General features: G+C 63.7%; 30 protein-coding genes and 1 pseudogene. 19 read left to right on the top strand and 12 right to left on the bottom strand.

Annotated elements, in window-relative coordinates; translation table 11 throughout:
* Positions 1–292 precede the first annotated feature (292 nt).
* Positions 293–1,855 carry a WD40 repeat domain-containing protein gene (locus tag LB557_RS08425; RefSeq protein WP_224643101.1) on the top strand — a complete coding sequence of 521 codons (1,563 nt, stop codon included), beginning with the start codon at positions 293–295 and terminating at the stop codon, positions 1,853–1,855.
* Positions 1,856–2,544: 689 nt separating this feature from the next.
* On the opposite strand, the gene LB557_RS08420 is transcribed toward LB557_RS08425, so the two are convergent.
* The gene (locus LB557_RS08420; RefSeq protein ID WP_224643100.1) at positions 2,545–3,285 is read right to left on the bottom strand and encodes a sulfotransferase family protein; all 741 of its coding nucleotides are present in this window, start codon (positions 3,283–3,285) and stop codon (positions 2,545–2,547) included.
* 211 nt (positions 3,286–3,496) lie between these two features.
* On the opposite strand from LB557_RS08420, the gene LB557_RS08415 reads away from it, so the two are divergent.
* Positions 3,497–3,742, top strand: a complete 246-nt coding sequence (locus LB557_RS08415; RefSeq protein WP_140663471.1) for a hypothetical protein — start codon at positions 3,497–3,499, stop codon at positions 3,740–3,742.
* A gap of 476 nt (positions 3,743–4,218) precedes the next feature.
* Entirely contained in the window at positions 4,219–4,518 is a 300-nt protein-coding gene (locus LB557_RS08410; protein WP_224643099.1) for a DUF1236 domain-containing protein, read from the top strand.
* A gap of 85 nt (positions 4,519–4,603) precedes the next feature.
* Here the strand turns inward: LB557_RS08410 and yghU are convergent, their stop codons facing one another.
* Positions 4,604–5,470, bottom strand: coding sequence for a glutathione-dependent disulfide-bond oxidoreductase (yghU, locus tag LB557_RS08405; protein WP_015316856.1), 867 nt, complete (start codon positions 5,468–5,470; stop codon positions 4,604–4,606).
* A gap of 246 nt (positions 5,471–5,716) precedes the next feature.
* On the opposite strand from yghU, the gene LB557_RS08400 reads away from it, so the two are divergent.
* Both LB557_RS08400 and LB557_RS08395 read left to right on the top strand, forming a co-directional pair.
* On the top strand, positions 5,717–6,622 hold the full coding sequence (locus LB557_RS08400) for a S1C family serine protease (protein ID WP_023775064.1): 906 nt from the start codon (positions 5,717–5,719) through the stop codon (positions 6,620–6,622).
* A 22-nt stretch (positions 6,623–6,644) separates the two neighbouring features.
* Positions 6,645–7,601 carry a LysR family transcriptional regulator gene (locus LB557_RS08395; RefSeq protein ID WP_224596927.1) on the top strand — a complete coding sequence of 319 codons (957 nt, stop codon included), beginning with the start codon at positions 6,645–6,647 and terminating at the stop codon, positions 7,599–7,601.
* A gap of 24 nt (positions 7,602–7,625) precedes the next feature.
* Here the strand turns inward: LB557_RS08395 and LB557_RS08390 are convergent, their stop codons facing one another.
* Entirely contained in the window at positions 7,626–8,354 is a 729-nt protein-coding gene (locus LB557_RS08390; RefSeq protein ID WP_224643098.1) for an SDR family oxidoreductase, read from the bottom strand.
* Between the two features lie 153 nt (positions 8,355–8,507).
* The gene (locus LB557_RS08385; RefSeq protein ID WP_015316860.1) at positions 8,508–8,963 is read right to left on the bottom strand and encodes a MarR family winged helix-turn-helix transcriptional regulator; all 456 of its coding nucleotides are present in this window, start codon (positions 8,961–8,963) and stop codon (positions 8,508–8,510) included.
* A gap of 65 nt (positions 8,964–9,028) precedes the next feature.
* Between LB557_RS08385 and LB557_RS08380 the strand changes: the two genes are divergently transcribed.
* On the top strand, positions 9,029–9,502 hold the full coding sequence (locus LB557_RS08380) for a cupin domain-containing protein (protein WP_224643097.1): 474 nt from the start codon (positions 9,029–9,031) through the stop codon (positions 9,500–9,502).
* A gap of 24 nt (positions 9,503–9,526) precedes the next feature.
* On the opposite strand, the gene LB557_RS08375 is transcribed toward LB557_RS08380, so the two are convergent.
* Positions 9,527–10,138, bottom strand: a complete 612-nt coding sequence (locus tag LB557_RS08375; protein WP_224643096.1) for a hypothetical protein — start codon at positions 10,136–10,138, stop codon at positions 9,527–9,529.
* A gap of 244 nt (positions 10,139–10,382) precedes the next feature.
* On the opposite strand from LB557_RS08375, the gene LB557_RS08370 reads away from it, so the two are divergent.
* Positions 10,383–10,982 carry a YdeI/OmpD-associated family protein gene (locus LB557_RS08370; RefSeq protein WP_140725121.1) on the top strand — a complete coding sequence of 200 codons (600 nt, stop codon included), beginning with the start codon at positions 10,383–10,385 and terminating at the stop codon, positions 10,980–10,982.
* On the opposite strand, the gene LB557_RS08365 is transcribed toward LB557_RS08370, so the two are convergent.
* On the bottom strand, positions 10,961–11,938 hold the full coding sequence (locus LB557_RS08365; RefSeq protein ID WP_141906960.1) for a LysR family transcriptional regulator: 978 nt from the start codon (positions 11,936–11,938) through the stop codon (positions 10,961–10,963). The two genes, LB557_RS08370 and LB557_RS08365, sit on opposite strands and share 22 nt — an antisense overlap.
* A gap of 125 nt (positions 11,939–12,063) precedes the next feature.
* Between LB557_RS08365 and LB557_RS08360 the strand changes: the two genes are divergently transcribed.
* The 4 genes and pseudogenes from LB557_RS08360 to LB557_RS08345 form a co-directional block, all read left to right on the top strand.
* Positions 12,064–12,543: a carboxymuconolactone decarboxylase family protein gene (locus LB557_RS08360; protein ID WP_015316865.1), complete on the top strand. Its 480-nt coding sequence runs from the start codon at positions 12,064–12,066 to the stop codon at positions 12,541–12,543.
* Between the two features lie 55 nt (positions 12,544–12,598).
* Positions 12,599–13,351 carry an SDR family oxidoreductase gene (locus LB557_RS08355; protein WP_140716431.1) on the top strand — a complete coding sequence of 251 codons (753 nt, stop codon included), beginning with the start codon at positions 12,599–12,601 and terminating at the stop codon, positions 13,349–13,351.
* Positions 13,352–13,394: 43 nt separating this feature from the next.
* Positions 13,395–13,823, top strand: coding sequence for a cupin domain-containing protein (locus tag LB557_RS08350; RefSeq protein WP_224643095.1), 429 nt, complete (start codon positions 13,395–13,397; stop codon positions 13,821–13,823).
* 67 nt (positions 13,824–13,890) lie between these two features.
* Positions 13,891–14,075 (top strand): annotated as a pseudogene (locus tag LB557_RS08345) (hypothetical protein); the annotation flags it as partial.
* Positions 14,076–14,157: 82 nt separating this feature from the next.
* Here the strand turns inward: LB557_RS08345 and LB557_RS08340 are convergent.
* Complete coding sequence (locus LB557_RS08340; protein WP_015316869.1) at positions 14,158–14,646, bottom strand: RrF2 family transcriptional regulator; 489 nt, start codon at positions 14,644–14,646, stop codon at positions 14,158–14,160.
* 116 nt (positions 14,647–14,762) lie between these two features.
* Complete coding sequence (locus tag LB557_RS08335) at positions 14,763–15,392, bottom strand: glutathione S-transferase family protein (protein ID WP_224643094.1); 630 nt, start codon at positions 15,390–15,392, stop codon at positions 14,763–14,765.
* Between the two features lie 176 nt (positions 15,393–15,568).
* Here LB557_RS08335 and LB557_RS08330 point away from each other — a divergent pair, with 176 nt between their 5' ends.
* Both LB557_RS08330 and LB557_RS08325 read left to right on the top strand, forming a co-directional pair.
* Entirely contained in the window at positions 15,569–16,267 is a 699-nt protein-coding gene (locus LB557_RS08330; RefSeq protein ID WP_224643093.1) for an SDR family NAD(P)-dependent oxidoreductase, read from the top strand.
* A 4-nt stretch (positions 16,268–16,271) separates the two neighbouring features.
* On the top strand, positions 16,272–16,433 hold the full coding sequence (locus LB557_RS08325) for a hypothetical protein (protein WP_224643092.1): 162 nt from the start codon (positions 16,272–16,274) through the stop codon (positions 16,431–16,433).
* A 10-nt stretch (positions 16,434–16,443) separates the two neighbouring features.
* Here LB557_RS08325 and LB557_RS08320 read toward each other — a convergent pair whose 3' ends face one another.
* Both LB557_RS08320 and LB557_RS08315 read right to left on the bottom strand, forming a co-directional pair.
* Positions 16,444–16,731, bottom strand: a complete 288-nt coding sequence (locus tag LB557_RS08320) for a hypothetical protein (protein WP_224527170.1) — start codon at positions 16,729–16,731, stop codon at positions 16,444–16,446.
* Between the two features lie 155 nt (positions 16,732–16,886).
* Positions 16,887–17,201, bottom strand: a complete 315-nt coding sequence (locus tag LB557_RS08315; RefSeq protein WP_224643091.1) for an EthD family reductase — start codon at positions 17,199–17,201, stop codon at positions 16,887–16,889.
* 276 nt (positions 17,202–17,477) lie between these two features.
* Between LB557_RS08315 and LB557_RS08310 the strand changes: the two genes are divergently transcribed.
* Positions 17,478–19,100: an ABC-F family ATP-binding cassette domain-containing protein gene (locus LB557_RS08310; protein WP_140663454.1), complete on the top strand. Its 1,623-nt coding sequence runs from the start codon at positions 17,478–17,480 to the stop codon at positions 19,098–19,100.
* A 68-nt stretch (positions 19,101–19,168) separates the two neighbouring features.
* Here LB557_RS08310 and LB557_RS08305 read toward each other — a convergent pair whose 3' ends face one another.
* Positions 19,169–19,609: a hypothetical protein gene (locus tag LB557_RS08305; protein WP_140663452.1), complete on the bottom strand. Its 441-nt coding sequence runs from the start codon at positions 19,607–19,609 to the stop codon at positions 19,169–19,171.
* A gap of 223 nt (positions 19,610–19,832) precedes the next feature.
* Here LB557_RS08305 and LB557_RS08300 point away from each other — a divergent pair, with 223 nt between their 5' ends.
* Positions 19,833–20,198, top strand: coding sequence for a hypothetical protein (locus LB557_RS08300; protein WP_224643090.1), 366 nt, complete (start codon positions 19,833–19,835; stop codon positions 20,196–20,198).
* A gap of 56 nt (positions 20,199–20,254) precedes the next feature.
* Here LB557_RS08300 and LB557_RS08295 read toward each other — a convergent pair whose 3' ends face one another.
* A complete protein-coding gene (locus tag LB557_RS08295) occupies positions 20,255–20,965 on the bottom strand; it encodes a hypothetical protein (protein ID WP_224643089.1) in 711 nt (236 codons plus the stop codon).
* 142 nt (positions 20,966–21,107) lie between these two features.
* On the opposite strand from LB557_RS08295, the gene LB557_RS08290 reads away from it, so the two are divergent.
* The 4 genes from LB557_RS08290 (at position 21,108) to LB557_RS08275 (ending at position 25,256) form a co-directional block, all read left to right on the top strand.
* Positions 21,108–21,515, top strand: coding sequence for a hypothetical protein (locus tag LB557_RS08290; RefSeq protein WP_224643088.1), 408 nt, complete (start codon positions 21,108–21,110; stop codon positions 21,513–21,515).
* Positions 21,516–21,578: 63 nt separating this feature from the next.
* Positions 21,579–22,553: a GlxA family transcriptional regulator gene (locus LB557_RS08285; protein ID WP_015316877.1), complete on the top strand. Its 975-nt coding sequence runs from the start codon at positions 21,579–21,581 to the stop codon at positions 22,551–22,553.
* Positions 22,554–22,683: 130 nt separating this feature from the next.
* Complete coding sequence (locus LB557_RS08280) at positions 22,684–24,012, top strand: aspartate aminotransferase family protein (protein WP_224643086.1); 1,329 nt, start codon at positions 22,684–22,686, stop codon at positions 24,010–24,012.
* Positions 24,013–24,098: 86 nt separating this feature from the next.
* Positions 24,099–25,256, top strand: a complete 1,158-nt coding sequence (locus tag LB557_RS08275) for an NAD(P)/FAD-dependent oxidoreductase (protein ID WP_224583903.1) — start codon at positions 24,099–24,101, stop codon at positions 25,254–25,256.
* Positions 25,257–25,369: the final 113 nt, after the last annotated feature.

Below are 25,369 nucleotides of genomic sequence, written 5' to 3'. Positions count from 1 at the left end.
CATAACTCCGTCCGCTGTCAATATTTCGCCGGGGATGGCTGAGTTCCTATCGGCAGCGACCGTGGTAAATTGAACACTAACCTTTGTCGGCGTCGTCTGGTCGAACCGGAGATCCGTGGCCACGACGGAGGCGGCGCAATCAACCTCAAGCTGGGTTTTCTTGAGCAGGGCCGCCGCAGATCTTCTTATACCGCAGCTGTCTGCGTCCGTCTCACGCGATGCCCGGCGGCATTTTGCGATACGCCCATGACGCTGATAGTCTGACCTGAAGGCCAGGCGAGGAGGATGCGCGATGAACAGGTTGGCTGACAGGTCGCTGGCGCTTGGCCTGGCTGTGGTCGCGGCCGCCTGTCTGGCCCATGTCTATCCGCTGATCGACATCCTCGCCGGGCGTGGCCTTGCCGGGCTCGACGTTGCCATGCTGCGGCCGGCGGCATATTCGGCGGCGGCACTTGCCTGTTTCATCGGTGCGTTGCTGTTCCTGGCGGGTCAATTGCCCGGCCGGCCCGTGCACGCGGCCGGGGTGCCGCTGTTCGGCAGGGACGCCGAATTGAAGCCGGCGGGCCGCCCACGCCTGCGCCGGACTTTCCTGGTGCTGCCAGTGGTTGTCTTGCTGGCGCTGCTTGGCGACGGGTTCGGCTCGTGGCGGCCGCATGAGGGTGGCGAGCATGTCGCCAGCGCGCCGCCCATGGAATCCGCGCCGAAGCCGGAACCGCCGGAGCCGTCGCCGGTTGCTCCGACACCGCCTTTGCCGCAGGCCCCGCCGCCCGAGCAGACGGCCACGCCGCCAGCCGCTGCAAACCCGCCGGCTTTGCCGGTGCAACCAGCTCCGCCGGTGGCCGCGCCTGCTGTTCCGCCGGCGTCTGCGGCCGCGACGCCGCCGGAGGTCGCGGTCATTCCGCCGCCGACGGTGGCGCCGTTGCCGCCGTTGCCGCCGGCGGCACCAACGCAGCCCGACGGCCATCGCGATGCGGTCGTCTGGCTGGCGGTGGCGCCGGATGGGCGTTCGATCATGAGCGCCAGCACCGACCACACGATTAAGCTCTGGGACGTGGGCGGCAAGCACCTGATGCGCAATCTCGGCGTTCACAAGGACATGGCGCGCACCGCGCTCTACATGCCCGACGGCGTCAGTGCGCTGACGGCCGGCGACGACGGTGAGATCGTGCAGCGAAAACTCGCCGACGGCGCGGTGCTGCACGTCTTCCAATCCGGCCAGAATGGTGGCGTCAACAAGCTGGCGATCAGCCCGGACGGCAGGCGCGCCGTCAGCGGGCACGACACCGGCAACGTCATTATCTGGGACCTCGTCAACGGGTCCGTGCTGCATGTGCTGACCGGCCACGACTGGTCGATCAGCGCGGTCGCCGTCTCGCCCGATGGCAAGCAGGCCCTCTCGGGCAGCATCGACGGGACGCTGAAACTCTGGGACATCGACAGCGGCAAGCAGTTGCGCAGCTGGCACGGCCATGAGCAAGGCACCTATGGCGCCGTGTTCACCGCCGACGGGCATCATCTGATCACCGGCAGCGGCGACCTGACGATCAAGGTCTGGGATGTCGACAGCGGCCGCGAGGTGAAGCGCTTCGAGGGCCACGAGGGCACGGTTTACGCACTGGTGCTATCGGCCGACGGCAAACGCCTGCTGTCGGGATCACTCGACGGCACCGCAAGGCTGTGGGACATGGCGAGTGGGAATCAGATCGCCATGTTCGACAGCCAGACCGGACCGATCTACGCAGTCGCCTTCGCCGCCGATGGCACGGTGCTGACCGGCGGCTCCGACCGCACCATCAGGGATTGGCCAGCGGCCGGTGGTGACGGCGTCGTGCTGTTTGCAGGGGCGCCGGGGTGAATGCCTGAAGACGCTGGGCCGGGGTATGGACGCTGGTCAAGTAACCGGGCGCTTGCCATGGTCGACGCGGACGGGGGGGGCGCATTGTTGGGGTGTGCTCGGCGCCCGCGCCAACCAGGGCGGCTCGTACCGCCGCAACAACACCATCGCACATCGCCCAAACCTCGGAAACTTCCGCGAAAGCGGAATAGGCAGCGGCTGCAAGGCCCGGCATTCTAAGCCGGCATGATCGGCCAACCGCCAGACGGCTTGGCGAGGCGGCAACGCAGTATGGCAAAGTGCTGGTCCATGGATTGACCGGGGACGTTGCGTCGCTATCTGACTCGATAGGCTGCGCGCCTGCGGATCGAACTGATCGGTTTTCCTTGTAGGACCAAGGTCTTGTTTCGTGCGCCCGAAAGTCCGAGAGGCCCCGTTCGGTTCCGGCAATGTCCATTGGACGTTCCGCTATTTTATCCAATCGAGATATGATCACCCGGCCTCGCCGCCAGGTTCAAGAACGGTAGCCTGCTCGGACAGGCATGGGCTGGTGGCTGCCCGGCAGGCAAAGACAAGCGCAAAATTCCGGCGAGAGCCGCTGCCAGCCAGCCTGCCCGCGTGAAAGCGGGTAGCTCTTGAGGTCGTTTGTTTCGGAGCGAAAAACTTGACCGCTCCATGCAGGCAAGGGATCGAACTGCCTGGGCTTGCCGTTACCCCAGCCACCACCACAATGCCGCGATCACCGCCGCGATGGCGGCCATCGTCAGCCCCAGCATGATGTAGGAGCCTTTGATGATGTCGCGGATGATCTTCTTGATCGTTTCGCGGTCGTTCAGGTTGGGGAAAGTTTCGTTTGGCTGGGCGACGTCGAGGAAATGGCAGAGCGGCCCCCAGCCTTCGCTGACGTTGAACACCAGCAGCTTTTCCGGCGGCACGGCTGCTCTCACTTCGTCGACATAGCTGGCGTAGCGGGCAACCGCCTTGTCGCGGTCACCCATGACGCCGGCCAATGTGCGGCCCCAGATGAGCTTGCGCGACATGTCGCCGAACTTGCGGCCGAACGGTGTGAGCCATTCCAGGACCTTGAACTGCCACAGGTTCTCGGTGAAGTAGATCGTGTCGATGGTGCTTTCATACCAGGCCTCGGCGCCGCGTGGGTGTAATGTCAGCAGCACCTTGGCGTCGGGGTAGGCAGCCATCAATTCCTTCCAGACGCAGCAGCCTGGATTGTCGACGGTGGCCGTATAGTTTGCGAACACGCGGTTCCAATCGTGCTGGGTGCCGGGCGGGCTGTTGGCCACCGCGCGCCAGAAATCAAGATGGCCCTTATTGGCCTTGTTTATGATCACTTCCTGCATGTGATAGCAGGGCAGGCCGAGCCTGTTCAGCGCTGCAAAGGTCGACCATGTGCCGGTGCGGCCGAAACCGGCGCCGATAAGCTTGAGCGTCATTTCCAATCCCCACCGGACTTCTTTTCCTGATATCGCGGTCCGTGAGAATCAAACTGCTCCTGCCGGGGCCGCGACGCAACAAACTTCTACATGGACGCCCAGAGGGACACCATACTTGCGTAATTGCTAAAATAATGAAAGCCTGTGCGCGGGTGTGGAGATGGGCAGGGAGTCGCCGGGACCGGAACCGGTTCGGCGATCTTGATGGTCGATGTATTTTGGGTCTTTTCTCGTCGGGATGTCGGCGACCACGATCGTTGTCGCAGTGTGGACCTATATTGCTACCGGTTCGTTCTGGGTGGCGCTTGGCTGGACAGTGGTGGTCCTGGTCGTCCTGCAGGTCGGCTATTTCGTGCTCGTCGTGGGGCTGATCTACAGGCGCGCGCAAGACGTCGCGATGAGCCCGGATGCAGTCAACCCGGTGCCGCCGCTCCATCGGGACGGCGTTCGATTCTGACGAAGAGCTCCCGCTCCGGTATCGAGCGTTGCGCACCTTCCGCCAAATCGCGGCGGCCGGTGGAACGAAGCCGCGATGCGTGCGTTTTTCCTGCCGCGATCGGTGAGGCGCCACCTCCACCGGTCCGTTGAAGGCCCGTTCTGCTCCCGGCAGGGCGGGCCTTTTTTGGAGCCGGTAGGGCATTTGGAACGACACTCTTCGGTATACGTTAGTTGTTGCTAAGGAGCGGGTAATCCGAGAAAGAGGCGTCACTGCTTGCGCTGCAAAGCGCGATGTTTTTGCTATTCCCGCAAATTAGAAGAAGTTTCTTCAGAAAAGAAAAGCATACCGGTGCTTATCTTCACATGTGTGCATAATAAAATGTGGCATGTTTCTGGTTGCGCGCCACATTTATTTCACAAACAAGGATGGAACCTCCCAGTTGCGTGAGAGTTTTCCCTGAGGCGGAGCGAAAATATCCAATCATGGAGGTTGTTATGAAACGTTATCTTACGAGCGCCGCGGCTGCCATCGTCCTGCTAGGCGGTGTCGGAGCGGCCCTGGCGGACACGATCGTGGTCCAGCCGGAACAGGAGATGGTGGTTCGCGAATACATCAAGAAGGAGCCGCTGGCGTCGGTGAACCTGCTGGGCGTCGAGCTCAAGCTCGGCTCGTCCGTGCCGGACAAGGTCGAACTGCGCGAAGTCCCCAATGTCAAGTATCGCGTTGCGGTGATCAACGATCAGACCGTGCTGGTCGACCCGGACACCCGTCAGATCGTGGAAGTTCTTCACTGATCCGTCTCATGCATCAAGCAAAAAGCCCATCACCGATTTAATCCGGTGATGGGCTTTTGCTTGTCGCCCGCCAGTTCTCCAGAATTTACTCGGCGGCCAGCTTGTCCTGCGTCCTGGTGTCGAAGTCGCTGGCGTCATGGCGTTCGTGCAGTTGCATGGACGGTTCGCCAAAGGCGCGGTTGACCATGCGGCCACGCTGGACAGCGGGCCGTTCGTCGATCGCCTTTGCCCAGCGCTGAACGTGCTTGTAATCCTGAACCGACAGGAATTCGGCGGAATCATTGTACATCCGGCCGAGCGCCAACCCGCCATACCAGGGCCAGACCGCCATATCGGCGACCGAATAGTCCTTGCCACCGAGATACTCGACCTCGGCCAACCGGCGGTCGAGTACGTCCATCTGCCGCTTCACCTCCATCGAGAAGCGGTCGATGGCGTATTCGAACTTCTCCGGCGCATAGGCGTAGAAATGGCCAAAACCGCCGCCGAGATAAGGCGCAGAACCCATCTGCCAAAACAGCCAGGACAGCACTTCCGCCCGGGCCGGCTGTTCAGTGGGCAGGAATTCACCGAATTTTTCGGCGAGATAGACCAGGATCGAGCCGGATTCGAAGACGCGCAGCGGGGTCTTGCCGCTGCGATCCATCAGGGCGGGGATCTTGGAATTGGGATTGACCTCGACAAAGCCGCTGCCGAACTGGTCGCCATCGTTGATCCGGATCAGCCAGGCGTCGTATTCGGCGCCCTTGTGGCCAAGCGCCAGAAGCTCCTCCAGCATCACCGTTACCTTGACGCCGTTCGGCGTCGCCAGCGAATAAAGCTGCAGCGGGTGCTTGCCGACGGGCAGGTCCTTGTCATGCGTCGGACCGGCGATCGGCCGGTTGATGCTGGCAAAGGTGCCGCCATTGGCCTTGTTCCAGGTCCATACTTTCGGCGGGGTGTATTCGGTCATTGCGCGGCCTCGTGTCGTGGGAAGGATGGATAGGCGTTTATAGGTAGGGCTGTGGAGGGGGAAGTTCAACTTGTGTTGAACTATGTTAATCTTGGGCCGCCGCATTGTCCTGCCGGGCGTTCGAACCTCGAAAGGCCAAGTGATTGGCTTCGTGGTCCATGGCCACCGTTCTCACCCCTTGCGCCTTCTCCCGCGTGGCATACCTATACAGCAAGCCGCCAGGCATTCGCATCGCAGGACAAAATCATGACCATCAATCCCAATCCGCGCTCCGTGGTTGCCGTGCGGGCGACCGTTCCGGAGGATGCCTTCACGGCCGGGGCCCTCGGCACGCTCAGGGAAGGCAGCGGCGTCGTCATCCGCGATGACGGGCTGGTGCTGACCATCGGCTATCTCATCACCGAGGCGGAAGAGGTCTGGCTGACCTCGCATGACGGCCGTGTCATTCCCGCGCATGCGCTGGCCTACGACCAGGAATCAGGCTTTGGCCTCGTCCAGGCGCTGGCGCCGACCGGCCTGCCGGCCGTGGCGCTGGGCGATGCCGGCAAGGCCAGGATCGGCGACGCGGTGGTGCTTGCCGACGGCATCGGCCGGGCAGTCGAGGCCAAGATCGTCACCAAGCAGGAATTCGCCGGCTATTGGGAGTATCTGCTCGACGAGGCGATCTTCATCGCGCCGGCGCATCCGTCCTGGGGCGGCGCGCCCTTGTTCAGCGCCGAGGGCGCACTGCTCGGCATCGGTTCGCTGCGCCTGCAGATGAGCCGCGCCGGCGAGGTGGCCGATATCAACATGGTGGTGCCGATCGACCTGTTGCCGCCGATCCTCGACGACCTGCTGACGCGTGGCCAGGTGGCTAAGCCGCCGCGCCCGTGGCTCGGGGCGCTGTCGGCCGAAAGCGACGGCAAGGTGGTGGTGATGAGCGTGACCGAGGGCGGCCCGGCCGCCAAGGCCGGCCTGCGCGAAGGCGACGTCATCTCCGAGGTTCGCGACGGCGCGGTCGACGGGCTCGCCGATTTCTATCGCAAGCTGTGGGAAAGCGGTTCGGCCGGTGCCGAGATCCCGATGCGGGTGGTGCGCGACGGCCGCGAAACGTGGCTGCGTGTGAAATCCGCCGACCGCGGCAGTTTCCTGAAAAAGCCGCAGCTGCAGTAGGCCGGGCGATTTCGGCCAGCCGATGCATCCAAGACTGCTCAAGACCTTCCTCGTGGTGGCGCGCTGCCGTACCGTCACGCGCGCCGCCGAGACGGTTCATCTCGCCCAGTCGAGTGTGAGCGACCAGATCCAGTCGCTGGAGGCCGAGCTGGGCGCTGTCTTGTTCACGCGCTTGAAGTCGGGCCTGGAACTGACCTCGGCGGGACTGGCGTTGAAGCCCATCGCCGAGGAACTGCTGCGGCTCGATGCCGAAGCGCGGGCGGCGGTGCTCGCGGCGGCGGGACAGACCAGCGGAGCGCTGACCATCGGCGCGCTGGAGACGATCGCCTCGGCCCGGCTGGCGCCCTGGCTGCCGGGGTTCCAGGCCAGTTATCCTGATATCGCCGTGCGCATGAAAGTGACTGATAGCGGCGCGCTGCTGCGCCTGCTGGAGGAGGGCGACATCGATGTCGCCTTCTGTTTCGAGCGCCGCGATATGTCCAACGGCGGCGCCGATCAGCGCTTCGCCAGGCGCACGATTTTGGCCGAACCGCTGGCGCTGGTCACCGCGCCGGGGCAGAAGCCGGTTCCGTGCGACCTGGCCGCCCTTGCCGCGCTGCGCTTCGTGGCAACGGAGCCTGGATGCATCTACCGGCACATGTTCGACACCGCCTTTGCCGAGGCGGGCACTGGTACGCCTGAACTTGCCGCCGAAGTCGGCAGCATCGGTGCCATTGCCCGGCTGGTGGCGGCCGGCGCGGGGCTGGGCCTCATTCCACGTCTGGCCGTCAGCGACGCGCTCAAGCGTCGTGAGCTGATCGAACTGCCTTGGCCTGGCCCGGAACAGGCGGCGCCGCTGACGATGATCTGGCGGCGCCGGCGCGTCCAGCCGCCGGCATTGCGCCGCCTGCTTACCGCCGCGAGCGACATGCAGGCGCCGGCATCCCCGAAAGCCAGTTCAGACGCTGAATCCGCAAGCCGCTCCAAAGTCTTGCTTTGAAAGCGTTTCGTAGAGCCGTCTGTTTTAGACGAGACGATGTCCGCCCTCGACGTGGAGCGTCGTGCCGGTGGCAAAGCCATTGCCGACGAGGAACGCAATCGCGTCGGCGATGTCCTCGGGCTGGCCGATCCTGCCGACCGGCAGCCGCTCGGCCATCGCCACAAGCGTCTCTGCCTTCCTGTCGCCCGCCACTTGCGCCCAAATGTTGGTATCGACCCAGCCGGGCGACACCGCGTTGACGCGGAGCGGCGCGAGTTCTATCGCCAACGCCCGCACCAGCCCTTCGAGCGCGGCATTGACGGCGGCGACGACCGAGCCGCGCGCAGCCGGCCGGTAGGCGGCGATGCCGGAGACAAAGGTCATCGATCCAGCCACTGCCAACCGTGGCGCACCATGCTTGGCAAGCAGCAGCGGGCCGAAGAGCTTGCTGTCGACCACGCGTTGCGCCGCCTCGAGATCGAGCTCCGGCAGCAGCCGGTAGGCGCCTTCGATGTCGGCGGCGGTGCTGACGATATGGTCGAGGCCGCCGATCCCGGCGAACAACGCCCCGACCTGGTCTTCCCGCGCAATATCGACAGTGGCCATCCCCAGCCCTGCGGGATTGCCCAGCGCCTCACGCGCCTGCCGCAGCCTGTTCTCGCCGCGCCCGGCGATGATGACTTCGGCCCCGGCTGCCAGGCAGCGCCTTGCAAGCGCGAGGCCCATGCCGGATCCGCCGCCGACGATCAGGATTCTCTGGTTCGAAATGCTCATTCCGCTCTGCCTTCGTTGGTTGGACAAGGGCAGGGAATTGGCAGCTCGATGCGGTGAGGGGAAACGGAAGAAACCGATGGTGCTATCGGAGATGCCGATTGGTCCGACGCCGTGCGGTTTGGAAACCCGATTGCCTCGATGGCCGGAGCTTGGTCAACGGGCCAGCGGGCTATCCCAGACTGCGAACAAGAGTGCCTTAAGTTCGGCGAAGCGCTTCGGCCCAAGTTCGGTGCGCCAGTCCTCCTCGATGTCGCGCAATATGTCGACCATTTTCCAGAAAGCGGCGTGGCCGCGCTCGGTGGACCGCACCACGCGCGCGCTGCCTTCGCCGTCGGAGCGGACGAGATAACCGTAGCCTTCCAGACTGGTGAGCAGCTGGTTGATGGCCTGCTTGCTCATGCCGGCACGCTCGGCGATCGTGCCGGGCCGCGCGCCGTCCGGGCCGGGAAACTGCAGCACGGCCATATGCGGCAGACGCAGTTCGTCGAAGCCGGCGGCATTGAGCTCCCTGATCAGCCGGCGCTGGATCGCCTGGGCTGGCACGCGCAGCAGGGCGCCGATCAAAAGGTCCTCGGTCTTGGTCTGCAGAACTTCGGTGGAGGTGGCCATTGACGATCCGGTAAATTGAGTTTACTGATGACTAGTAAATGTAATTTACCGGAGGGGTTTGCGCAATGTCATCCATGAATCCTGAGGTCAACCCAGCCGATGAAACCATCGGCACCAAGGGGCTGTCGGTCCGTTTCCTGGTGTCGGGCGAAAATTCGAACGGCAGCGTCGCCGCTTTCGAACTGATGGTGCCAAGCGCGCAGCGCTTGCCCGCGCCGGCGCACAGCCACGACCATTACGAGGAAACGATCTACGGCATTGACGGGGTTTTGACCTGGACCGTGAACGGCAAGCCGATCGAGGTTGGGCCGGGGGAGGCGCTGTGTATTCCACGCGGCGCCGTCCACCGCTTCGACAATAACGGCACCCGGGATGCCAAGACGCTGTGCGTCATCACGCCGGCGGCGATTGGTCCGGATTATTTCCGCGAGGCATTCGGTCTGCTTAACGCCGCTGCCGGCGGGCCGCCCGACAAAGCTGCGATGATGGAGATCATGCGCCGTCACGGCCTGACGCCGGCAATGCCGCCACCCGCCTGATGCCGGCCGAAGCCCAGCGAGCCATTATTCCCGGCAAGCAGCGAAGGCGTCGCCCGAGTTCCAGTCCCGGAATGCGATGGTCTTGCCTTCCGCCGACACGGTCTTGTGCTTCGTGCTGCCGTCCGGCTGCTGCTTCGAGCTGGTGCCCTTGCCGGTCAGCACATTGTAGTCACAGGCGCTGGCGGCATTCTCCTGCAGGTAATCATCGGAATCGTAGGCGAATCCAGCAACGATGAAGGCGCCGTTGCGGTAGGCGACGGTCAGCGTCTGGTTGGTGCGCTCGCTGCCGATCTCCGGCGCCGGCAGATGGAATTTGATCGACCCGTTGGGCAGCATTGTCAGCTCCGGCTCGGCGTCGGAGTTTTCGTAGCCCGGCCGGTCGTAGCCGTTCCACTCGCCACCGATCTGTTCGCGCACGATCTCGACAGGCTTGAGGTAATTGTGCTCCTTGTCCCCGAGGAAGAAATGGATGTCCATCGGGTCGGTCGGGCCGGTCTCGACCACCATGGCAAGGTCGGGAGCGCCGTCGCCGTTGAAGTCGCCGGTCAGCGCGGTGATGATCTTGCGGGTTTCGATCGGTTCGGCCAGCGCCACGCCCGGCAGCAACAAGGCAAGGCCGAAGAGCAGAGATTTCATTGCGGCATATCCCCCCGCGTGGCATTTGTGGTCCTATAGCACGGTGGGGAAGCGTCGTGCTCCTCCATCTGGTCGGGCGCGCTTCAGCCGCAACGCGGCAATCCATGGTGTGTTTCCAACTTCATGACAGCGTCTCCACTGCTGACGGGAATTGGGTGTGATGCCATGATGCCGGGCCGCAGGATGACGGAGGCAAGATGACAGGGGCCCTAGCGACAACAATTCTGAACCGGCAGGCCCGCTGATGGCTCCGGTCAAGGTCGATCCCGAAAAGGTCAGGGAATTTCCCGACGCGGCCAGTTTCCATACCTGGCTCGGCCAGCACCACGCCACGGAAACCGAAGTGTGGATCAAGGTTCACAAGGTAGGCTCGGGACTGAAGTCGATCACACCGAAGGAAGCCATCGACGTCGCGCTGTGCTTCGGCTGGATCGACGCCGTGCGCAAGGGGCTGGACGAGAACAGTTTCCTGCAGCGCTACACGCCGCGCGGCAAAAAAAGCATCTGGAGCAAGATCAACATCGACAATGTCGCGCGGCTCATCGAGGAGGGCCGCATGACCGAGCACGGGCTGAAACAGGTCGAGGCGGCCAAGGCCGACGGGCGCTGGGCACGTGCCTATGGCAGCGGCAAGGAGATGAAAATCCCCGATGATTTGCAAGCGGCGATCGATGCCGAGCCGGCGGCCAAGGCGATGTTGGAAAAGCTCAGCGCGCAGAACCGCTTCTCGCTCGCCTTCCGCACCCACAACATGAAGACCGAAGCCGGGCGCAAGAAGAAGATCGAAGCCTTCGTGGCGATGCTGAAGCGCGGCGAGACAATCTATCCGCAGGGAAAGAAATAGGAGCCTTCAGACGCCGTAGTGTGGGTCAAGGGTCCGGGAATTGTCCGCACGGGCGCCGACGACGCCATCAAGACATCGCCGCGGACGGCCTGGATAAGAAAGTCGAGCACCGTTGTCACACGCAGCGGGATATTCCGGCGGGACGGGTAGACGACATTGATCGGCAGGCGCGTCGGCGGAAAATCCGGCATCAGCTTGACCAGCCTGCCCGCTTCGATGTCCGATCCGGCGAGGATGTGGGAAAGCACCGCAAGCCCGGCTCCCGCCAGGGTAGCGCGATGGACGGCCATCGAATTGTTGGCGACGAGGCGGGGCTCAATCCGCAGAACCACTTCCTCCGCTCCACTGGAGAACGACCACGACCGGCCGTCCCCGCCACGGCTGTAGCAAATGCAGGAGTGATCCTTGATGTCTTGCGGCGTTCGCGGTGTGTCGCGTCCCTCGAGATAGGCTGGCGAGGCCACGAGAAAGGCTGTTGTCCAGCCGATCCGGCGGCAGATCAGGCTGCTGTCACAGACCGGCCCGAGGCGTACCTCGAGATCGATCGCATTCGCGACCACGTCCGACGGTTCATCCCGAAGGAGCAGTTCGACCTGAAGTGCCGGATGGCGCTCCAACAGCCCTGCCAGACGGTCGCTGAGGAAGAAGCCGAGGGGCGTCGGCAGGCTGAGCCTAACCTTTCCGGATATGGCTGCCGCTTCGGCGCCGCTGGCTTCGCCGAGCGCTTCGACCGCTTCGATGACGCGCAGCGCCGTCGGCAGCATCCGTTCACCCTCCGCCGTCAAGGCGAGCGCGCTCGTCGTGCGATGCAGGAGGCGCGTCTTGAGATGCGATTCCAGCGCGGAGACCTGCCGGGATACAGCCGGCTGCGTCAGATTGAGGTCGATGGCGGCCGCTGAGAAGGATTTTGTCTGCGCCACCCGCAGGAACGTTCGCAACGCCGATACGACGTCCATCCTCGCCCTCATACTTTTCGACATAAGCTTTATGTTCGCATCGTAGGCGGGTGGCGCTTTACTGTCCAGTCATTATGGATATTAATTATCCTTAAGGACACAAGATATCCAAAAAAGGAAAAACCATGACGCAGCGCCTGAACGCCGCCCAGCAATCGCCTGAACTCTTCAAGAAGCTCCTCGATTTCAGCATGGCCGAGACACATGGCGCGATCGAAGAGAAGCTCCGCGATCTGGTCCACGTCAGGGCATCCCAGATCAATGGCTGCGCCTTCTGCCTCGACATGCACGTCAAGGAAGCAAAGATCCACGGCGAGAGCGAGCTGCGGCTGTACCATCTCGCCGTCTGGCGCGAATCGATCCTATTCATTCCCCGAGAACGTGCCGCCCTTGCCTGGACCGAAGCCGTCACCAAACTCCCCGAAGGCGGTATCCCGGACGAGCTCTATGAACGCGTGCGCGGGCAGCTTTCGGAGAAGGAAATCTCCGACCTCACCTTCTCGATCATGGCCATCAACGCCTGGAACCGTGTCAGCGTCGCCTTCAAGACCGTGCCCGGCTCCGCGGACAAGCTCTACGGCCTCGACAAGGCCGGCCTGAACTGACCTCTCCCTCAACGAAACCAGCAACGACGCGGCGCGGCCGCGAACGGAGACTATCATGAAAATCGTCATCATCGGGGGCACCGGGCTTATCGGCTCCAAGACGGTCGAACGGCTGCGCAAGCAGGGCTGCGAGGTGGTTGCCGCCGCCCCGAATACCGGCGTCAACACCATCACGGGCGAAGGCCTGGAGGTGGCGCTGGCTGGCGCCGAGGTCGTCATCGACCTCGCCAATTCACCTTCGTTCGAGGACCAGCCCGCCATGGATTTCTTCACCACTTCAGGCCGCAACCTGCTCGCCGCGGGCAAAGTTGCCGGGGTCAGGCACCACATCGCGCTCTCGGTTGTCGGGACCGAACGCCTGCAGGACTGCGGCTATTTTCGCGCCAAGCTCGTCCAGGAAGAGCTGATCAAGGCCTCCGGCATCCTCTACACCATCGTTCATTCGACGCAGTTCATGGAATTCCTGGCCAGCATCGCCAAGTCCGGCACGGTCGGCGAGGCCGTGCACCTGTCGCCGGCCTATGTGCAGCCTATCGCATCGGACGACGTCGCCGATGCGATGGCCGGGATCGCGCTCGGCGCGCCGATCAACGGCATGATCGAGATTTCCGGTCCGGAGCGTGCGCGCATGAGCGAACTCGTCGCCCGCTACCTCAAGGCTGTCGGCGATCCCCGCGAGGTCGTGGCTGATCCGGAGGCGCTCTACTTCGGCGCGAGGCTGAACGACACTTCGCTCGTCTCAGACAACAATCCGCGCCTTGGCCGCATCACCTTCGAACAATGGTTCGCCACCGCGGCGCGGAAATGACCGGCAGGATGCGCCGTAGCTCAACACACAAAGGAGTTTTCGAATGATCAAGTCAATCGCCATCGCGCTCGCCCTGACGGCGGCACTGGCCGGCCCGGTTGGAGCCAAGGAGGCCCATCGCGCCGGCGAGAAGGCCGCCAAGGTCACCCTCGTCTATGAGCATGAACTGCCGAATGCCCCCGGCAAGAGCATCAAGGGCATCCTCGTCGAATATGGCCCGGGCGGCTATTCGGAGGCGCATACGCATCCAAGCTCCGCCTTCATCTATGCCACCGTTCTGGAAGGCTCCATCCGCAGCCAGGTCAACGACGCCCCGGTCAAGGTCTACAAGGCCGGCGAGAGCTTTTCGGAGATGCCGGGTGATCGCCACAGTGTTAGCGAAAACGGCAGCGAGACGAAGCCCGCGAAGCTGCTGGCGGTGTTCGTGGTCGATAGCGCCCAGAAGGAATTGACCTATCCGGCCAAGAAATAGGGGGCAAGGCCGGTCGCCCTTCCTCGCGTTCGGCCCTGCCGCCAGCCAAAATACTGTCGGTGAGCCCATGTTCGGCGGTCATCATTTCCTGGCTCTGGTCTTGATCAACCTTCTCGGGCTTGCCGGCATCGTGTCTGGTATTTCCAGGGCCGTGGGCGTCCCATGGCACGCCTGAGGCCGCGAGAAGCGCGCCTGCTCCAGGACCTGGTGGTCGCCGCCATCTATCTCGGCGTGGCGCTGTCGATAACGGGCGCCCGGAACGATGCGGGCATGGCTAGCCGCCTGCATGCCGGCGACGGGAGACCGGCCGCCCGCGACGGTTATGCGGCCACGTTCATCCGGCGCGCTCTAGCACCCATTCGAAGCTGTTTTTCCAAAGCTCCGCGGGGATGTCGAGCGCCAACGCTTCGGTGAGGTCGGAAAGCCTGACGGCGCGCAATTTTGCGCGCCAGGCCTCATCGGCCTCCCACATGATGCGCGCCACCGGGCAAGGATTGCTTTCGCAATAGCCCTGGGGACGACACGGATTGTTCTCGCGGATATTGTTGCAGACAAACGTCCGCGCCTTGCCCTCAACCGCCTCCACGATGTCGAGGAAGGTCAGCTCTGCCGGCGTCCGCGCCAACCGGTATCCACCCGACGGCCCCAGCGTCGTGTGCACCAGTCCCGCCTGCGACAGGCTTTGCAGTGCCTTGGAGAGATATTCCTTGGGAAGGCCGTGGAACTCGGCAAGCGCTTTTGTGGAGAGATACCGCCCCTCGGGCAGACCGGCGAGAATGGCGCAGCAGTGCAGTGCCCATTCGACTTGGCTTTTCAGGATCATCCACGGGTTCCCGGGCCGGTACCGACCGACCTATTAAGGATAAAAAGTATCCCTATTCCACCGCGGTGTAAACAGAGACGGATTCTGGCGGGAGCCAGATCCGTCAGCGCATGCGCTCAGGCTCCGGAATGCGGATCGATACCGTAGGGATGGACGGGGTAGCCGGGTCCGATGGCATCGCGCACGCGCTCCGTCCATGCGGCGAACGCCGGATAGTCCACGAGCGAAAAGCCGCAATCCCCGGCGCGATGGCTGTAGGCATAGACGGCGATGTCGGCGACGGTGAAGTCGCTGCCGGCGAGGAACGGCGTCTCGCCAAGGCTGCGGTCCAGGGCGGCGAGCGTCCGGGCTCCGGCTTCGCGTTTTCCGGCAACCATGGCCTGGTTGCGCTCGAGCCGTCCGGTCAAGGTCCAGAAGCGCAGCGAGCCGATGACGGGCTCGACATTGTACTGTTCGAAGAACAGCCATTGCATGACCTTGGCACGCCGATAGCGGTCCGACGGCAGGAAGGGCGTGCCTTCGGCGAGGTAGGTGAGGATCGCATTGGATTCGGCAATAGCGCTGCCGTCTTGGAGTTGAAGTACGGGAACAGCGCCTGCCGGGTTGAGCGCCAGGAAGGCGTCGGTATGGCTCTCGCCCTCGAAAATCGAGACGGGATGACTGTCGTAGGGAATCTCAAGCAATCCGAGCAGGACCCGGACCTTCCAGCCGTTCTGCGATGGCAGATAATCGTGGAGCGTGAGCATGACCGGTCCTCATGATGGATCAACGATCGCATGGCGCAGCGCCGGCCGACACCCGATTCCTGCGCAAACCAATCCATGCAATCGATCGCACAATGACTGCGATCTCCGCCGCCTAATAATTCATTCCCTCCGTGCCATCTTCGCTTCGATGATCGGCAGCCACAAAGGCATGACAGATGAACACCCATTCCGACAAAGTCGCCCTCGTCACAGGCGCCAATCGCGGCATCGGTCAGGAAACCGGCCGGCAATTGGCCAAGCTCGGCTTCACCGTACTGCTCGGCGTGCGCGATATCGCCAAGGGCGAGGCGGCGGCCAAGGCGCTCGATGGCCATGTCGAGGTCATCGCGCTCGATGTCGCCGCGCCTGACGCGGCTCAGACGGCAGCCGAAGAGGTGCAGCGGCGGTTCGGCCGGCTCGACGTGCTGATCAACAATGCCGCCATCCATTACGACACCGGCTCGCGCGCCTCGCGGCCCGACTGGACCGTCATCCGCGACGCGTTCGAGACCAACGTCTTCGGCGCCTGGCGGGCGGGCGCCGCCTTCGCGCCGCTGCTCGGGGCGGGCGGCCATGGCCGACTGGTCAATGTGTCGTCCGAAGGCGGTTCGCTGGCCTCAATGGGGGCGGGGGCGCCGGCCTATTCGACCTCGAAGGCGACGCTCAACGCGCTGACGCGCGTGCTGGCGGCGGAGCTGCGCGGCTCCGGCGTGCTGGTCAATGCCGTCTGCCCTGGCTGGGTCGCCACCGACATGGGCGGACCGGGCGGACGCCCGGTCGCGCAAGGGGCGGCCGGCATCGTCTGGGCCGCGACCTTGCCGGACGACGGCCCGACCGGCGGCTTTTTTCGCGATGGCGAGAGATTGCCGTGGTGATGGCGTGCAGAATTCCTCGACCGCGTTCTACCCGGATTCCACCCAGATCCGTCATCAGGACTTTGCCGCCATCCAACAAGGGCAAGACATGCTGCGCGAGGGCGGACCGCTCGCGGCATTGCTCGCAGGAAAAAGCCGACCTTTTCGTGACGGTCTTCAAGGGTGATGACTGCTCGTCACTGGTTGAGGTCGACCGGTGTCACACCGAGGAGCTTCAGGGCGTTGGCGTAGGTCCGGATGCCTTGCGCCTGCTTGCTTTCGGCACAGAACCGGTTCGCCTTGTCCTGCAGTGCCGTTGCCTGCGCGATCTGGCTCGCACTGGCACCGGGCCTGGCCTTGGTCTGGATGGCGCCGTCGAGTTGAAGACCGAGCCGGCTGCAATATTCGCTTCGGGTGACCGCCGCCTCCGCACCCGACTGTGCGACCGCGAGCATGGCCAGCGAAATGCCTGCGAGGGCACTCATCCATCCGGTTGAATGTTGTTGCATCGCAGGCAGCATCCCTTTGCATTGGTGGCGACCGCTGTCCGGTTGCCACGAGCATGTTATGCCCGACGATGTTTTCTTCAGTTTTTCCCGGATGTTGAATCTTGTTTCTGGAGTGTTTCTGGCGGTCGGGATCACACCTCGTCGGCGTCGAACAACAGCATCGTCAGATCGTCGTCGCCCGGAGCCAGTAGCCGCCGGTCGGCGGCGCAGGCGACGCCGACTTCCGAGGCGAAGGCGGTGCGGATGTCTTCGAGGCTGTCGAAATACAATGTTCCGACCAGACAAGGCATCTCGCCCGCCGAGAGCTTGACGATGGGCCGCCTGCTGACATCATAGCGCCGCAGCCCGGGAAGCTTCTTGGCAAGTGGTATGTGAACGTCGAAATAGTGGCGGTCGAAGGCGGCCGGATCGGCCGGGGTTTTGTAGATCACGAGCATCTTGGCCATTGCCATGGTCCTGTCCTGTTGGCGTTTCTGGTCTGGCCGTGCAGGCCACCGCGTCAAAGTCGTTCGACAAGGGCGGATTTCGACCGCCCGCCGATTTTTCATGGACGCCGGCAGGCAGGAGCAGCCATGCAAACCGCCGATTTCCGCCAGTTGAGGAAATCGGCGCCTCGTGCTCCGCCAGGCATCTGCGGCGCTTCTGCCTCTTCCCCTGGCATCTTCATTCGCGTAAGGGCGCGGGCAAATCCTCCAATCTCCTTTGAGCCTCCCCGGATCACCATGATCAGACTTGAAAACATCGGCAAACAGAACGGCCGTCAGCTTGTCTTCATCGAGGCGTCGGCCACGCTGCAGAAGGGCGAGAAGATCGGCCTCGTCGGGCCGAACGGCGCCGGCAAGACGACCTTGTTTCGCATGATCACCGGCCAGGAGCAGCCTGACGAGGGCCAGGTGCAGGTCGATCGTGGCGTCACCATCGGCTATTTCAGCCAGGATGTCGGCGACATGGCCGGCCACAGCGCGGTCGCGGAAGTGATGAACGGTGCTGGGCCGGTGAGCGACGTGGCGGCCGAAATGGCGGAACTCGAGGCTGCGATGGCCGACCCCGACCAGGCCGACCGGATGGATGAGATCATCGAAAAGTATGGCGAGGCGCAGCATCGCTTCGAGGAACTCGACGGTTATGCGCTGGACGGGCGTGCCCGCGAGGTGCTGGACGGTCTGGGCTTCAGCCAGGAGATGATGGACGGCGACGTCGGCAAACTCTCGGGCGGCTGGAAGATGCGCGTGGCGCTGGCCCGCATCCTGCTGATGCGGCCCGACGCCATGCTGCTCGACGAACCGTCGAACCATCTCGACCTGGAAAGCCTGATCTGGCTGGAGCAGTTCCTGAAAGGCTATGACGGCGCGCTGCTGATGACCTCGCACGACCGCGAGTTCATGAACCGCATCGTCAACAAGATCGTCGAGATCGATGCGGGATCGCTCACCGCCTATTCCGGCAATTACGAATTCTACCAGCAGCAGCGGGCGATCGCCGACAAGCAGCAGCAGGCTCAGTTCGAACGTCAGCAGGCGATGCTGGCCAAGGAGATCGCCTTCATCGAGCGCTTCAAGGCGCGTGCCTCGCATGCCGCGCAGGTGCAGAGCCGAGTGAAGAAGCTAGACAAAATCGACCGCGTCGAGCCGCCAAAGCGCCGCCAGGTGGTGAATTTCGAGTTCCAGCCGGCGCCGCGCTGCGGCGAGGACGTCGTCACCTTGAAGAACGTGCACAAGGCCTATGGCAGCCGCACCATCTATGAAGGGCTCGACTTCCAGGTCCGCCGCCGCGAGCGTTGGTGCATCATGGGCGTCAATGGCGCGGGAAAATCGACGCTGCTGAAGCTGGTGGCCGGTGCTTCCGATCCCGATACCGGTACGGTGGCGCGGGGACCGAGTGTGAAAATGGGCTATTTCGCCCAGCACGCCATGGAGTTGCTCGAAGGCGAGCGCACCGTGTTCCAAACGCTGGAGGATAATTTTCCGCAGGCCGGCCAGGCGCCGCTTCGGGCACTTGCCGGCTGTTTCGGCTTTTCCGGCGACGAGATCGAGAAGAAATGCCGGGTGCTGTCAGGCGGCGAGAAGGCAAGGCTGGTGATGGCGCTGATGCTGTTCGACCCGCCCAACCTCCTGGTGCTGGACGAACCGACCAACCATCTGGACATCACCACCAAGCAGATGCTGATCGAGGCGCTGTCGCAGTATGAAGGCACGATGCTGTTCGTCTCGCACGACCGGCATTTCCTGGCCGCGCTGTCGAACCGCGTGCTCGAACTGACGCCAGAAGGCATCCACACCTATGGGGGCGGCTATACGGAATATGTCGAACGCACTGGACAGGAAGCGCCGGGGTTGAGGAGCTGATTTCCAGTTTCAAAATGTGCGCCGGAGCGCGTCGCAGGGTCATGGCGACGCGCTTCACGCCACGAGGCTTATCTCAGCGAGATGGCGAGCCCGCTCAGATCGGCGTTGACCTGCAGGCCTACCTGTCGGCCCGTGAGTTCAAGCTGGGCGCCCTTGTCGTTGGTCATCACGATCACCTGGGCGCCTTTGCCGAGCGTGCCGCCGCCGCCGGCGGCGCCGTATACGCCAGTCACATCCCGGACGCGCTTGATGTGGCGCACGGTGCCCTGGAAATAGGTCTTGGAGACCCCGAAGGCGAGGCCGCCCGAGACGCCGCCGATCGAGATCGGGTATTTGCGGCCATGGAAAGTCAGCGTGCCCTCGCCACCGGAGCCGCCGACAAAGAAGGCCGCCTTGTAGACGGAGAAGCGGATTTTACCGCTGTCGGCATGCGCGGCGCTGGCCAGGCTGACGCCCGCAGCGGCGATCGCGGCAATGGCGATTGAACGAAATCCGGACGAAATAGTCATGATGGGAACTCCTGAAGATGTCCGCCTTGCCCGCCGGCAAGAATGTCAGCGTCGTATCAAGCTACAACTGAACAGTCTCGCCCATCATTGGTTCCCAGCTGCGGTCCAAATCTGGCGACGGGCGGCCCCCAGGAAACGAGGCCGGGCTCTCTGGTCGCAACGCTCCCCTTGTGAGATGAAGGCGTCCATGTACTCTCCACGGTGGTTGGCAAAGGGATTCTGCATGAAAATTGCGGTGGGGCTTGCAACGTCCGCATTGGCCGCGACGATGGCCGGATGCGCGACCTCTCCAGTCGATTACGGAGCCTCGCTTTCGCAGCAGGACCAGAAATGGGCGACGCCGCAATGCCAGCAAGTACGAGCGGCGGCTTCGGACTACGCGGTCCGCGAAAAAACGCATCCGGGTTGGGAATTCGTTGCACTTGGCCCGTATGGATTGGGGATCATAGCGGCCACCAAGGAGCACGAGCAGAAGCAGCGAAAGCTGCTCGCCCGCGACGTCCATCTGCAATGTTCGAGCCTTCCCCTGCCCAAGGAATTGCAGGGCGGTCTCGGCGCTTCCGGCCCCGGTAAGGCGCAATATCCCTAGACGGGAATGGGGCGCGAGCGCGATCCTCGCCGGAAAATCGTTTTCCTGGGGTTGCTCTACCGCAGCAATCCTTCCGCCTCGAACGTGTCCCAGCCTTCGAGCTTTGGCGCATCGTCTTTTCCCGAATTCCTGGTCTTGCGGGCGTTGCCCGTCCGCTTGCCTGCTCGCGTCAGCGCGGCCTTGCCGGCTCCGCGCCTCCTGTTTTCGGATGTTTCCCGCGCGTCCTCCTCCCGCCAGGCGGTCGCCAGGTCACGATCAAGAAGGTCCTCGATGTGGCGTGGATCGAAGACATGGAAGGTCACGGCCTTGGATCGCCCGCGCATCTTCACGGTGCGCGTGCCGATGCTTTTCAGGCGACCGTCCCTGAGCCACTTGTGCCGCTCGCGCGACGAGATGGTGAGAATGTCCTCCGCTTCTCGCGGAAGCACGGCCAGCGCTTCGATTCCCTCCAGCGTCTTGGAGATGGTCGCCGAGGCGGCCCGGAACGCATCCGCGTCGGCTTGCAGCATGCGCAAGACGATGCGGCCGGTCTCGGCCTTGGCAAATTTCCTCACTGTCCAGGGCAGCCTGGCCCGTACTTCGCGTTCGATCCCTTTCAGGCGCAAGGAGGAGCCAAGCGTCGCCGACGGCGGCAGCGGCCATTCGGCAACCATTGACGCGGTGCTCGCGCCTTGCTCGGCCCTCCGGTCAGGGGTGGTCGCAATCGCCGCTGCGATGCCACCTAGGACCTTCCGCAGGGAACCGCGCCGCTTGGCTGCAGATTTCATCTCTCATCTTCGCTCGTCAGGTGCCTACCGTGCAACGATCGTTCGCACAACAGACAACCGAAATCAGGCTCGATCAGTTCCCCTAGCATGGGACCCGGCGGGTGTTCGGCTTCATCGGCGGGGCAGTTGGATTCGCCGCCCGATGGACACGCTTCATTCGGGTTCGCCAAACCACCGCGCCGCGGCCTTGGCAACTCCCTCCAGGTCCGGATCAGCGTCGGTGGCCCTGGGGCCGCCACCGCAGCCAATAAGCCAGCGCGCGCGAAGTGTCTCACCGCCGGCGCGGATGGTCGTGCTCATCCGACTGCTCGAAGTCCTCGACTTCGAGGCCGCGTCTGATCTCGCGCTGATCGCGCTTGCCCGCGCGGCGAGAAGGGTTGCGATCGCCTTCATGTCGGACGCGACGGGCGCTTGGGCAGCGTCCGATGTTCGTCGCGGGGATCTCGTGCACGAAGCCGAAGACCAGAACTTTCCCGGCGAAAGGAATTCGCTGGCGAAAGGGGTTGGGCTTGCCAAACCAACTCTGCCTTTTCCGACACGGGCTATATAAGGGGGTGGCGATTGATGCGCAGCAGGGTGCAATCAGAGGGCACGAGGACGGTTCCGAACAACAATGGCCAGGCGTTTTGCGTTTCTCCTCGTTCGCGACTTCACGCTGTCGCCGCTATCGTTGTTCATCGACACGCTGCGGCTGGCGGGCGATGAGGGCGACCGCAGCCGCAGGATAGAGTTCGACTGGGAGATCGTCGGCGAACGCGGCCTGCCGATCCGGGCAAGTTGCGGCGTCGAATTGCTGCCGACCGGGGGGATCGGCAACCCCGAGGATTTCGATAACGTGGTCGTGGTCGGCGGCCTGCTCGACACAAACCGCAGCCTGAGTTCCGAGAAGGAGGCGTTTCTTTTGCGTGCCGCCGGCAAGGGAGTGCCGCTGACGGCGCTCTGCACGGGAAGCTTCGTGCTGGCGCGCTACGGGTTGCTCGACGGCTACAGCGCTGCCGTCAGCTGGTTCCACATCAAGGATTTCCGCAGCCGGTTCCCGGAGGTCAACGCGCATGCCGACAGCCTTTTTACCGTCGACCGGGGCCGCGCGACATGCGCGGGCGGCACGGGTGCCGCCGACCTCGCGGGCCATTTCGTGTCCCAGTTCATCGGCCAGAAGGCGGCCGAGAAGGCCGCCAAGATCCTGGTGCTCGACCGGATCAGGAGCAGCCGCGACGTGCAGCCCGTCGGCGACCTGTTTCCGGCGGCGTCGAGCCGGGCGGTGAAGCGGGCCTTGCTGTTGATGGAGAGCAACCTGCAGGAGACGCTGTCGGTGGCCGAGATCGCAAGCCGCCTGAACTGCTCGCGGCGCCAGCTCGAACGGCTCTTCGGGTTGGAACTGGGAATCGGCCCGATGGCGGCATATCTGGCGCTCAGGGTGCATCATGCGAAGTCGCTGCTGGAAGGCAGCGACTTGCAGATCGGCGACATCGCCTACCGCTGCGGCTTCACCAATGCCGGCCATTTCAGCCGTGTGTTCCGCCAGCAGACCGGCATCACGCCAACCCACCTCAGGCATCCGAACCGGGCAGTGGCGGCGGGAGGATAATGGTCAGTGACGGCCTGGTCGTGTCGCATACTCCGCCTGGCCGATTGCGTCGGTGCAGAAGCTGGCCATAGCATTGCGACGAGCGGCGGTGCCGCCGCCGCATTGACGGTCAAATTCGCCAGCGAGAGCCATGCCGCATTATCCCGACGCCATGCCTGGATCAAAGAGCCTCTTCGAGCGCGCCAAGAAGGTGATGCCGGGCGGCAATACGCGCACCACCGTCTTTGTCGATCCGTTTCCGATCTATGCCGCGCGAGGCGAGGGGTGCAGGGTCTGGGATGTCGACGGCAACGTCTACTATGACTGCATCAACAATTTCACCTCGATGATCCATGGCTACACGCATCCCGATGTCGCTGCCGCCGTGGTCGAGCAACTGCCGTTCGGCACGGCCTTCGGCGCCCCGACGCTCAGCGAGATCGAGCTTGCCGAGCTTCTCGTCGACCGGCTGCCCTCCGTCGACCGGATTCGCTTCACCAACTCCGGCACGGAGGGGGTGATGATGGCCATCAAGGCCGCGCGCGCCTTCACCGGGCGGCCGAAGATCGTCAAGATCGAAGGCGCCTACCACGGGTCGTATGATTTCGCCGAGGTGAGCCTGGACAGTTCCCCGGCCAATTGGGGCGACATGCCAAGCTCGACGCCTTACGCAAAGGGAACGCCGCGCGGGGTGCTGGACGATGTGATTGCCGTGCCCTTCAACGATATCGAGGCGCTTCGCGCCGTCTTCGCCGCCCAGGGCGACAGCATAGCAGGCGTGCTGATCGATCCTATACCCAATCGTGCCGGCCTCATCCCGGCACGCCGGGACTATCTGCACGCAATGGTCGAGATCGCCCGGGCGGCCGGGGCCCTGATTGTCTTCGACGAAGTCATCTCGTTTCGCCTTGGCTGGTCGGGCGCGCAGGGGTTGTGGGGCATCGAGCCCGACCTGACCGCGCTCGGAAAGATCATCGGCGGCGGCTTCCCCGTGGGCGCCGTTGGCGGGCGCGCCGATGTCATGGCGGTGTTCGATCCGACCAGGGGCAAGCCCGCTCTTCCCCATGGCGGCACGTTCACCGCCAATCCGGTGACCATGCGGGCCGGGCTCGCCTCGATGCGGGCGCTGACGAAGGAGAGCTTTGCCCATCTCGATACACTGGGCGCATTCCTGCGCGAAGGGGTGTCCGCCTCGTTCGACAGGCATGGCCTTGCCGGCCAATGCGTGGGCCTCGGTTCGCTGTTCAAGGTTCATTTTACCTCGCATCCGGTTACGGACTATAGATCCGTCTATCCGGGCCATGCCGAGCACCGGAGGTTCGATACATTCCACAAGGGCTTGCTCGGCCGCGGCGTCCTGTCTGCCAGCTACGGCCTGTTCGCGCTCTCGACGCCCATGACACAGGCGGACGCGCGCAGCATTCTGCATGCGATCGACGACACCCTGGGCGAGATCGCCGCGCAGCGTGGATCAGGATGACGTTTGGTCGATTCGCCTCCCTATCTCTTTGTCGAAGCATGAGCTCTGGAACATCGGGGATCATGCCTGAAAGCAGGTGACCCTATATGACAGCTTCCTTCCATGTCGTGGTGATCGGTGCGGGCACGCTGGGCCTATGCACGGCGCTCACCCTCCTCGAACAGGGCGCGCGCGTGACGGTGCTGGAAGCGCAGTCGATCGCTTCAGGCTCGAGCGGCAGGTCGGTCGGCGTTGTCGGGTCGCAATTTACCGATCCGTTCGAGATCATGCTTCGCGTTCAATCGTTCCGCCGGTTTCGCCAGTGGGAGGGGCAGGGGCTTCAATTCAACCACATCGGTTATCTTCGGCTCGCGCGCACGCCCGCGCAGATGGAGCTGTTCGCGAAATCAGTCGAGATTCAGGGCGGGGCCGGCCTGAAGTCGCGCCTGATCCGTGCGAACGAACTCAGGGACCTTGTTCCCCACCTTAGCCCCGACGGGCTCGAAGGCGGTTTGTTCGGACCCGACAACGGCTTTCTCGATCCCTATGACATGTGCAATTTCCTGGCGCGGATCGTCCGCGAAAAGGCCGGCGACATCCACCAGTACCGCAAGGTCCTCGGGGTGGGAAGGCGGCCAGGCGGCTACAGGCTGGAGACCAATGGCGATCCGGTCGAATGCGATGCCGTGGTCAACGCAGGCGGCGCATGGGCGCCGCGGGTCGCCGAGCTCTTCGGCCAGCGCCTGCACATTTGGCCCGAGCGCCATGAGGCGGTCGTGATCCATCTGGACAGGCCGCTCGACTATACGATGCCGATGGTCATGGACCTCGTGGACGGCGAGGGCAGCGGCCTTAATTTCCGCCACGACAAGCCTGGCGCGCTGATTGCCGAGATCCACAAGGTGACGTCCATCGCTCCCGAGGATCCGGACAATTACAACGATCAGTGCGAGGAGCAATCGAAGGTCCACCTGGCCGAACTGCTGCTGGAACGGCTGCCCGATCTGCCGGGCGCGCGGCTTGGCCGTGGCTGGGCCGGCCTTTATCCTGTCACGGCCGATCATCGGCCGCTTGTCGGACCGATCGATGCCTCGGAACCGGCATTGGTCACCGCCGCCGGCGCCGGCGGCTATGGCATCCAGCTGGCGCCGGTGATCGGGCAGATCGCGGCGGATTGGGTTCTTCAAGGCGCGCCGGCTTCAGTGCCCGGAGCCGGGAGCCTTGCACCCACGGCCGAGCGCAACATCCGCAAAGTCGATCACTGACCGGTGCGAGTTGAAACCAGACCGGCGCTGCCGGAATTGCGCAAAACAAGCGTTTAGAGCCCCGATGGGGATCTGCAGACCCCACGCCTTCAGGCGGCTGGGATCTGGGCTGT

Source organism: Mesorhizobium sp. BR115XR7A (assembly GCF_020165315.1).
Classification (GTDB): Bacteria; Pseudomonadota; Alphaproteobacteria; order Rhizobiales; family Rhizobiaceae; genus Mesorhizobium; species Mesorhizobium australicum.
The sequence above is the reverse complement of the archived record's forward strand: the minus strand, read 5'-3'. Positions and strand labels throughout refer to the sequence as shown.

Bases quoted from the DNA above. Each gene is read 5' to 3' on its own strand.
- LB557_RS08300 (WP_224643090.1), top strand. From the start codon at position 19,833: ATGAAAATTGCGGTGGGGCTTGCAACGTCCGCATTGGCCGCGACGATG.
- LB557_RS08285 (WP_015316877.1), top strand. From the start codon at position 21,579: ATGGCCAGGCGTTTTGCGTTTCTCCTCGTTCGCGACTTCACGCTGTCG.
- LB557_RS08425 (WP_224643101.1), top strand. From the start codon at position 293: ATGAACAGGTTGGCTGACAGGTCGCTGGCGCTTGGCCTGGCTGTGGTC.
- LB557_RS08375 (WP_224643096.1), bottom strand. From the start codon at position 10,138: ATGAAATCTCTGCTCTTCGGCCTTGCCTTGTTGCTGCCGGGCGTGGCG.
- LB557_RS08295 (WP_224643089.1), bottom strand. From the start codon at position 20,965: ATGAAATCTGCAGCCAAGCGGCGCGGTTCCCTGCGGAAGGTCCTAGGT.
- yghU (WP_015316856.1), bottom strand. From the start codon at position 5,470: ATGACCGAATACACCCCGCCGAAAGTATGGACCTGGAACAAGGCCAAT.
- LB557_RS08290 (WP_224643088.1), top strand. From the start codon at position 21,108: ATGGACACGCTTCATTCGGGTTCGCCAAACCACCGCGCCGCGGCCTTG.
- LB557_RS08395 (WP_224596927.1), top strand. From the start codon at position 6,645: ATGCATCCAAGACTGCTCAAGACCTTCCTCGTGGTGGCGCGCTGCCGT.
- LB557_RS08280 (WP_224643086.1), top strand. From the start codon at position 22,684: ATGCCGCATTATCCCGACGCCATGCCTGGATCAAAGAGCCTCTTCGAG.
- LB557_RS08360 (WP_015316865.1), top strand. From the start codon at position 12,064: ATGACGCAGCGCCTGAACGCCGCCCAGCAATCGCCTGAACTCTTCAAG.
- LB557_RS08330 (WP_224643093.1), top strand. From the start codon at position 15,569: ATGAACACCCATTCCGACAAAGTCGCCCTCGTCACAGGCGCCAATCGC.
- LB557_RS08275 (WP_224583903.1), top strand. From the start codon at position 24,099: ATGACAGCTTCCTTCCATGTCGTGGTGATCGGTGCGGGCACGCTGGGC.
- LB557_RS08370 (WP_140725121.1), top strand. From the start codon at position 10,383: ATGGCTCCGGTCAAGGTCGATCCCGAAAAGGTCAGGGAATTTCCCGAC.
- LB557_RS08335 (WP_224643094.1), bottom strand. From the start codon at position 15,392: ATGCTCACGCTCCACGATTATCTGCCATCGCAGAACGGCTGGAAGGTC.
- LB557_RS08415 (WP_140663471.1), top strand. From the start codon at position 3,497: ATGTATTTTGGGTCTTTTCTCGTCGGGATGTCGGCGACCACGATCGTT.
- LB557_RS08320 (WP_224527170.1), bottom strand. From the start codon at position 16,731: ATGAGTGCCCTCGCAGGCATTTCGCTGGCCATGCTCGCGGTCGCACAG.
- LB557_RS08400 (WP_023775064.1), top strand. From the start codon at position 5,717: ATGACCATCAATCCCAATCCGCGCTCCGTGGTTGCCGTGCGGGCGACC.
- LB557_RS08385 (WP_015316860.1), bottom strand. From the start codon at position 8,963: ATGGCCACCTCCACCGAAGTTCTGCAGACCAAGACCGAGGACCTTTTG.
- LB557_RS08340 (WP_015316869.1), bottom strand. From the start codon at position 14,646: ATGATCCTGAAAAGCCAAGTCGAATGGGCACTGCACTGCTGCGCCATT.
- LB557_RS08350 (WP_224643095.1), top strand. From the start codon at position 13,395: ATGATCAAGTCAATCGCCATCGCGCTCGCCCTGACGGCGGCACTGGCC.
- LB557_RS08355 (WP_140716431.1), top strand. From the start codon at position 12,599: ATGAAAATCGTCATCATCGGGGGCACCGGGCTTATCGGCTCCAAGACG.
- LB557_RS08305 (WP_140663452.1), bottom strand. From the start codon at position 19,609: ATGACTATTTCGTCCGGATTTCGTTCAATCGCCATTGCCGCGATCGCC.
- LB557_RS08380 (WP_224643097.1), top strand. From the start codon at position 9,029: ATGTCATCCATGAATCCTGAGGTCAACCCAGCCGATGAAACCATCGGC.
- LB557_RS08315 (WP_224643091.1), bottom strand. From the start codon at position 17,201: ATGGCCAAGATGCTCGTGATCTACAAAACCCCGGCCGATCCGGCCGCC.
- LB557_RS08410 (WP_224643099.1), top strand. From the start codon at position 4,219: ATGAAACGTTATCTTACGAGCGCCGCGGCTGCCATCGTCCTGCTAGGC.
- LB557_RS08390 (WP_224643098.1), bottom strand. From the start codon at position 8,354: ATGAGCATTTCGAACCAGAGAATCCTGATCGTCGGCGGCGGATCCGGC.
- LB557_RS08310 (WP_140663454.1), top strand. From the start codon at position 17,478: ATGATCAGACTTGAAAACATCGGCAAACAGAACGGCCGTCAGCTTGTC.
- LB557_RS08420 (WP_224643100.1), bottom strand. From the start codon at position 3,285: ATGACGCTCAAGCTTATCGGCGCCGGTTTCGGCCGCACCGGCACATGG.
- LB557_RS08365 (WP_141906960.1), bottom strand. From the start codon at position 11,938: ATGGACGTCGTATCGGCGTTGCGAACGTTCCTGCGGGTGGCGCAGACA.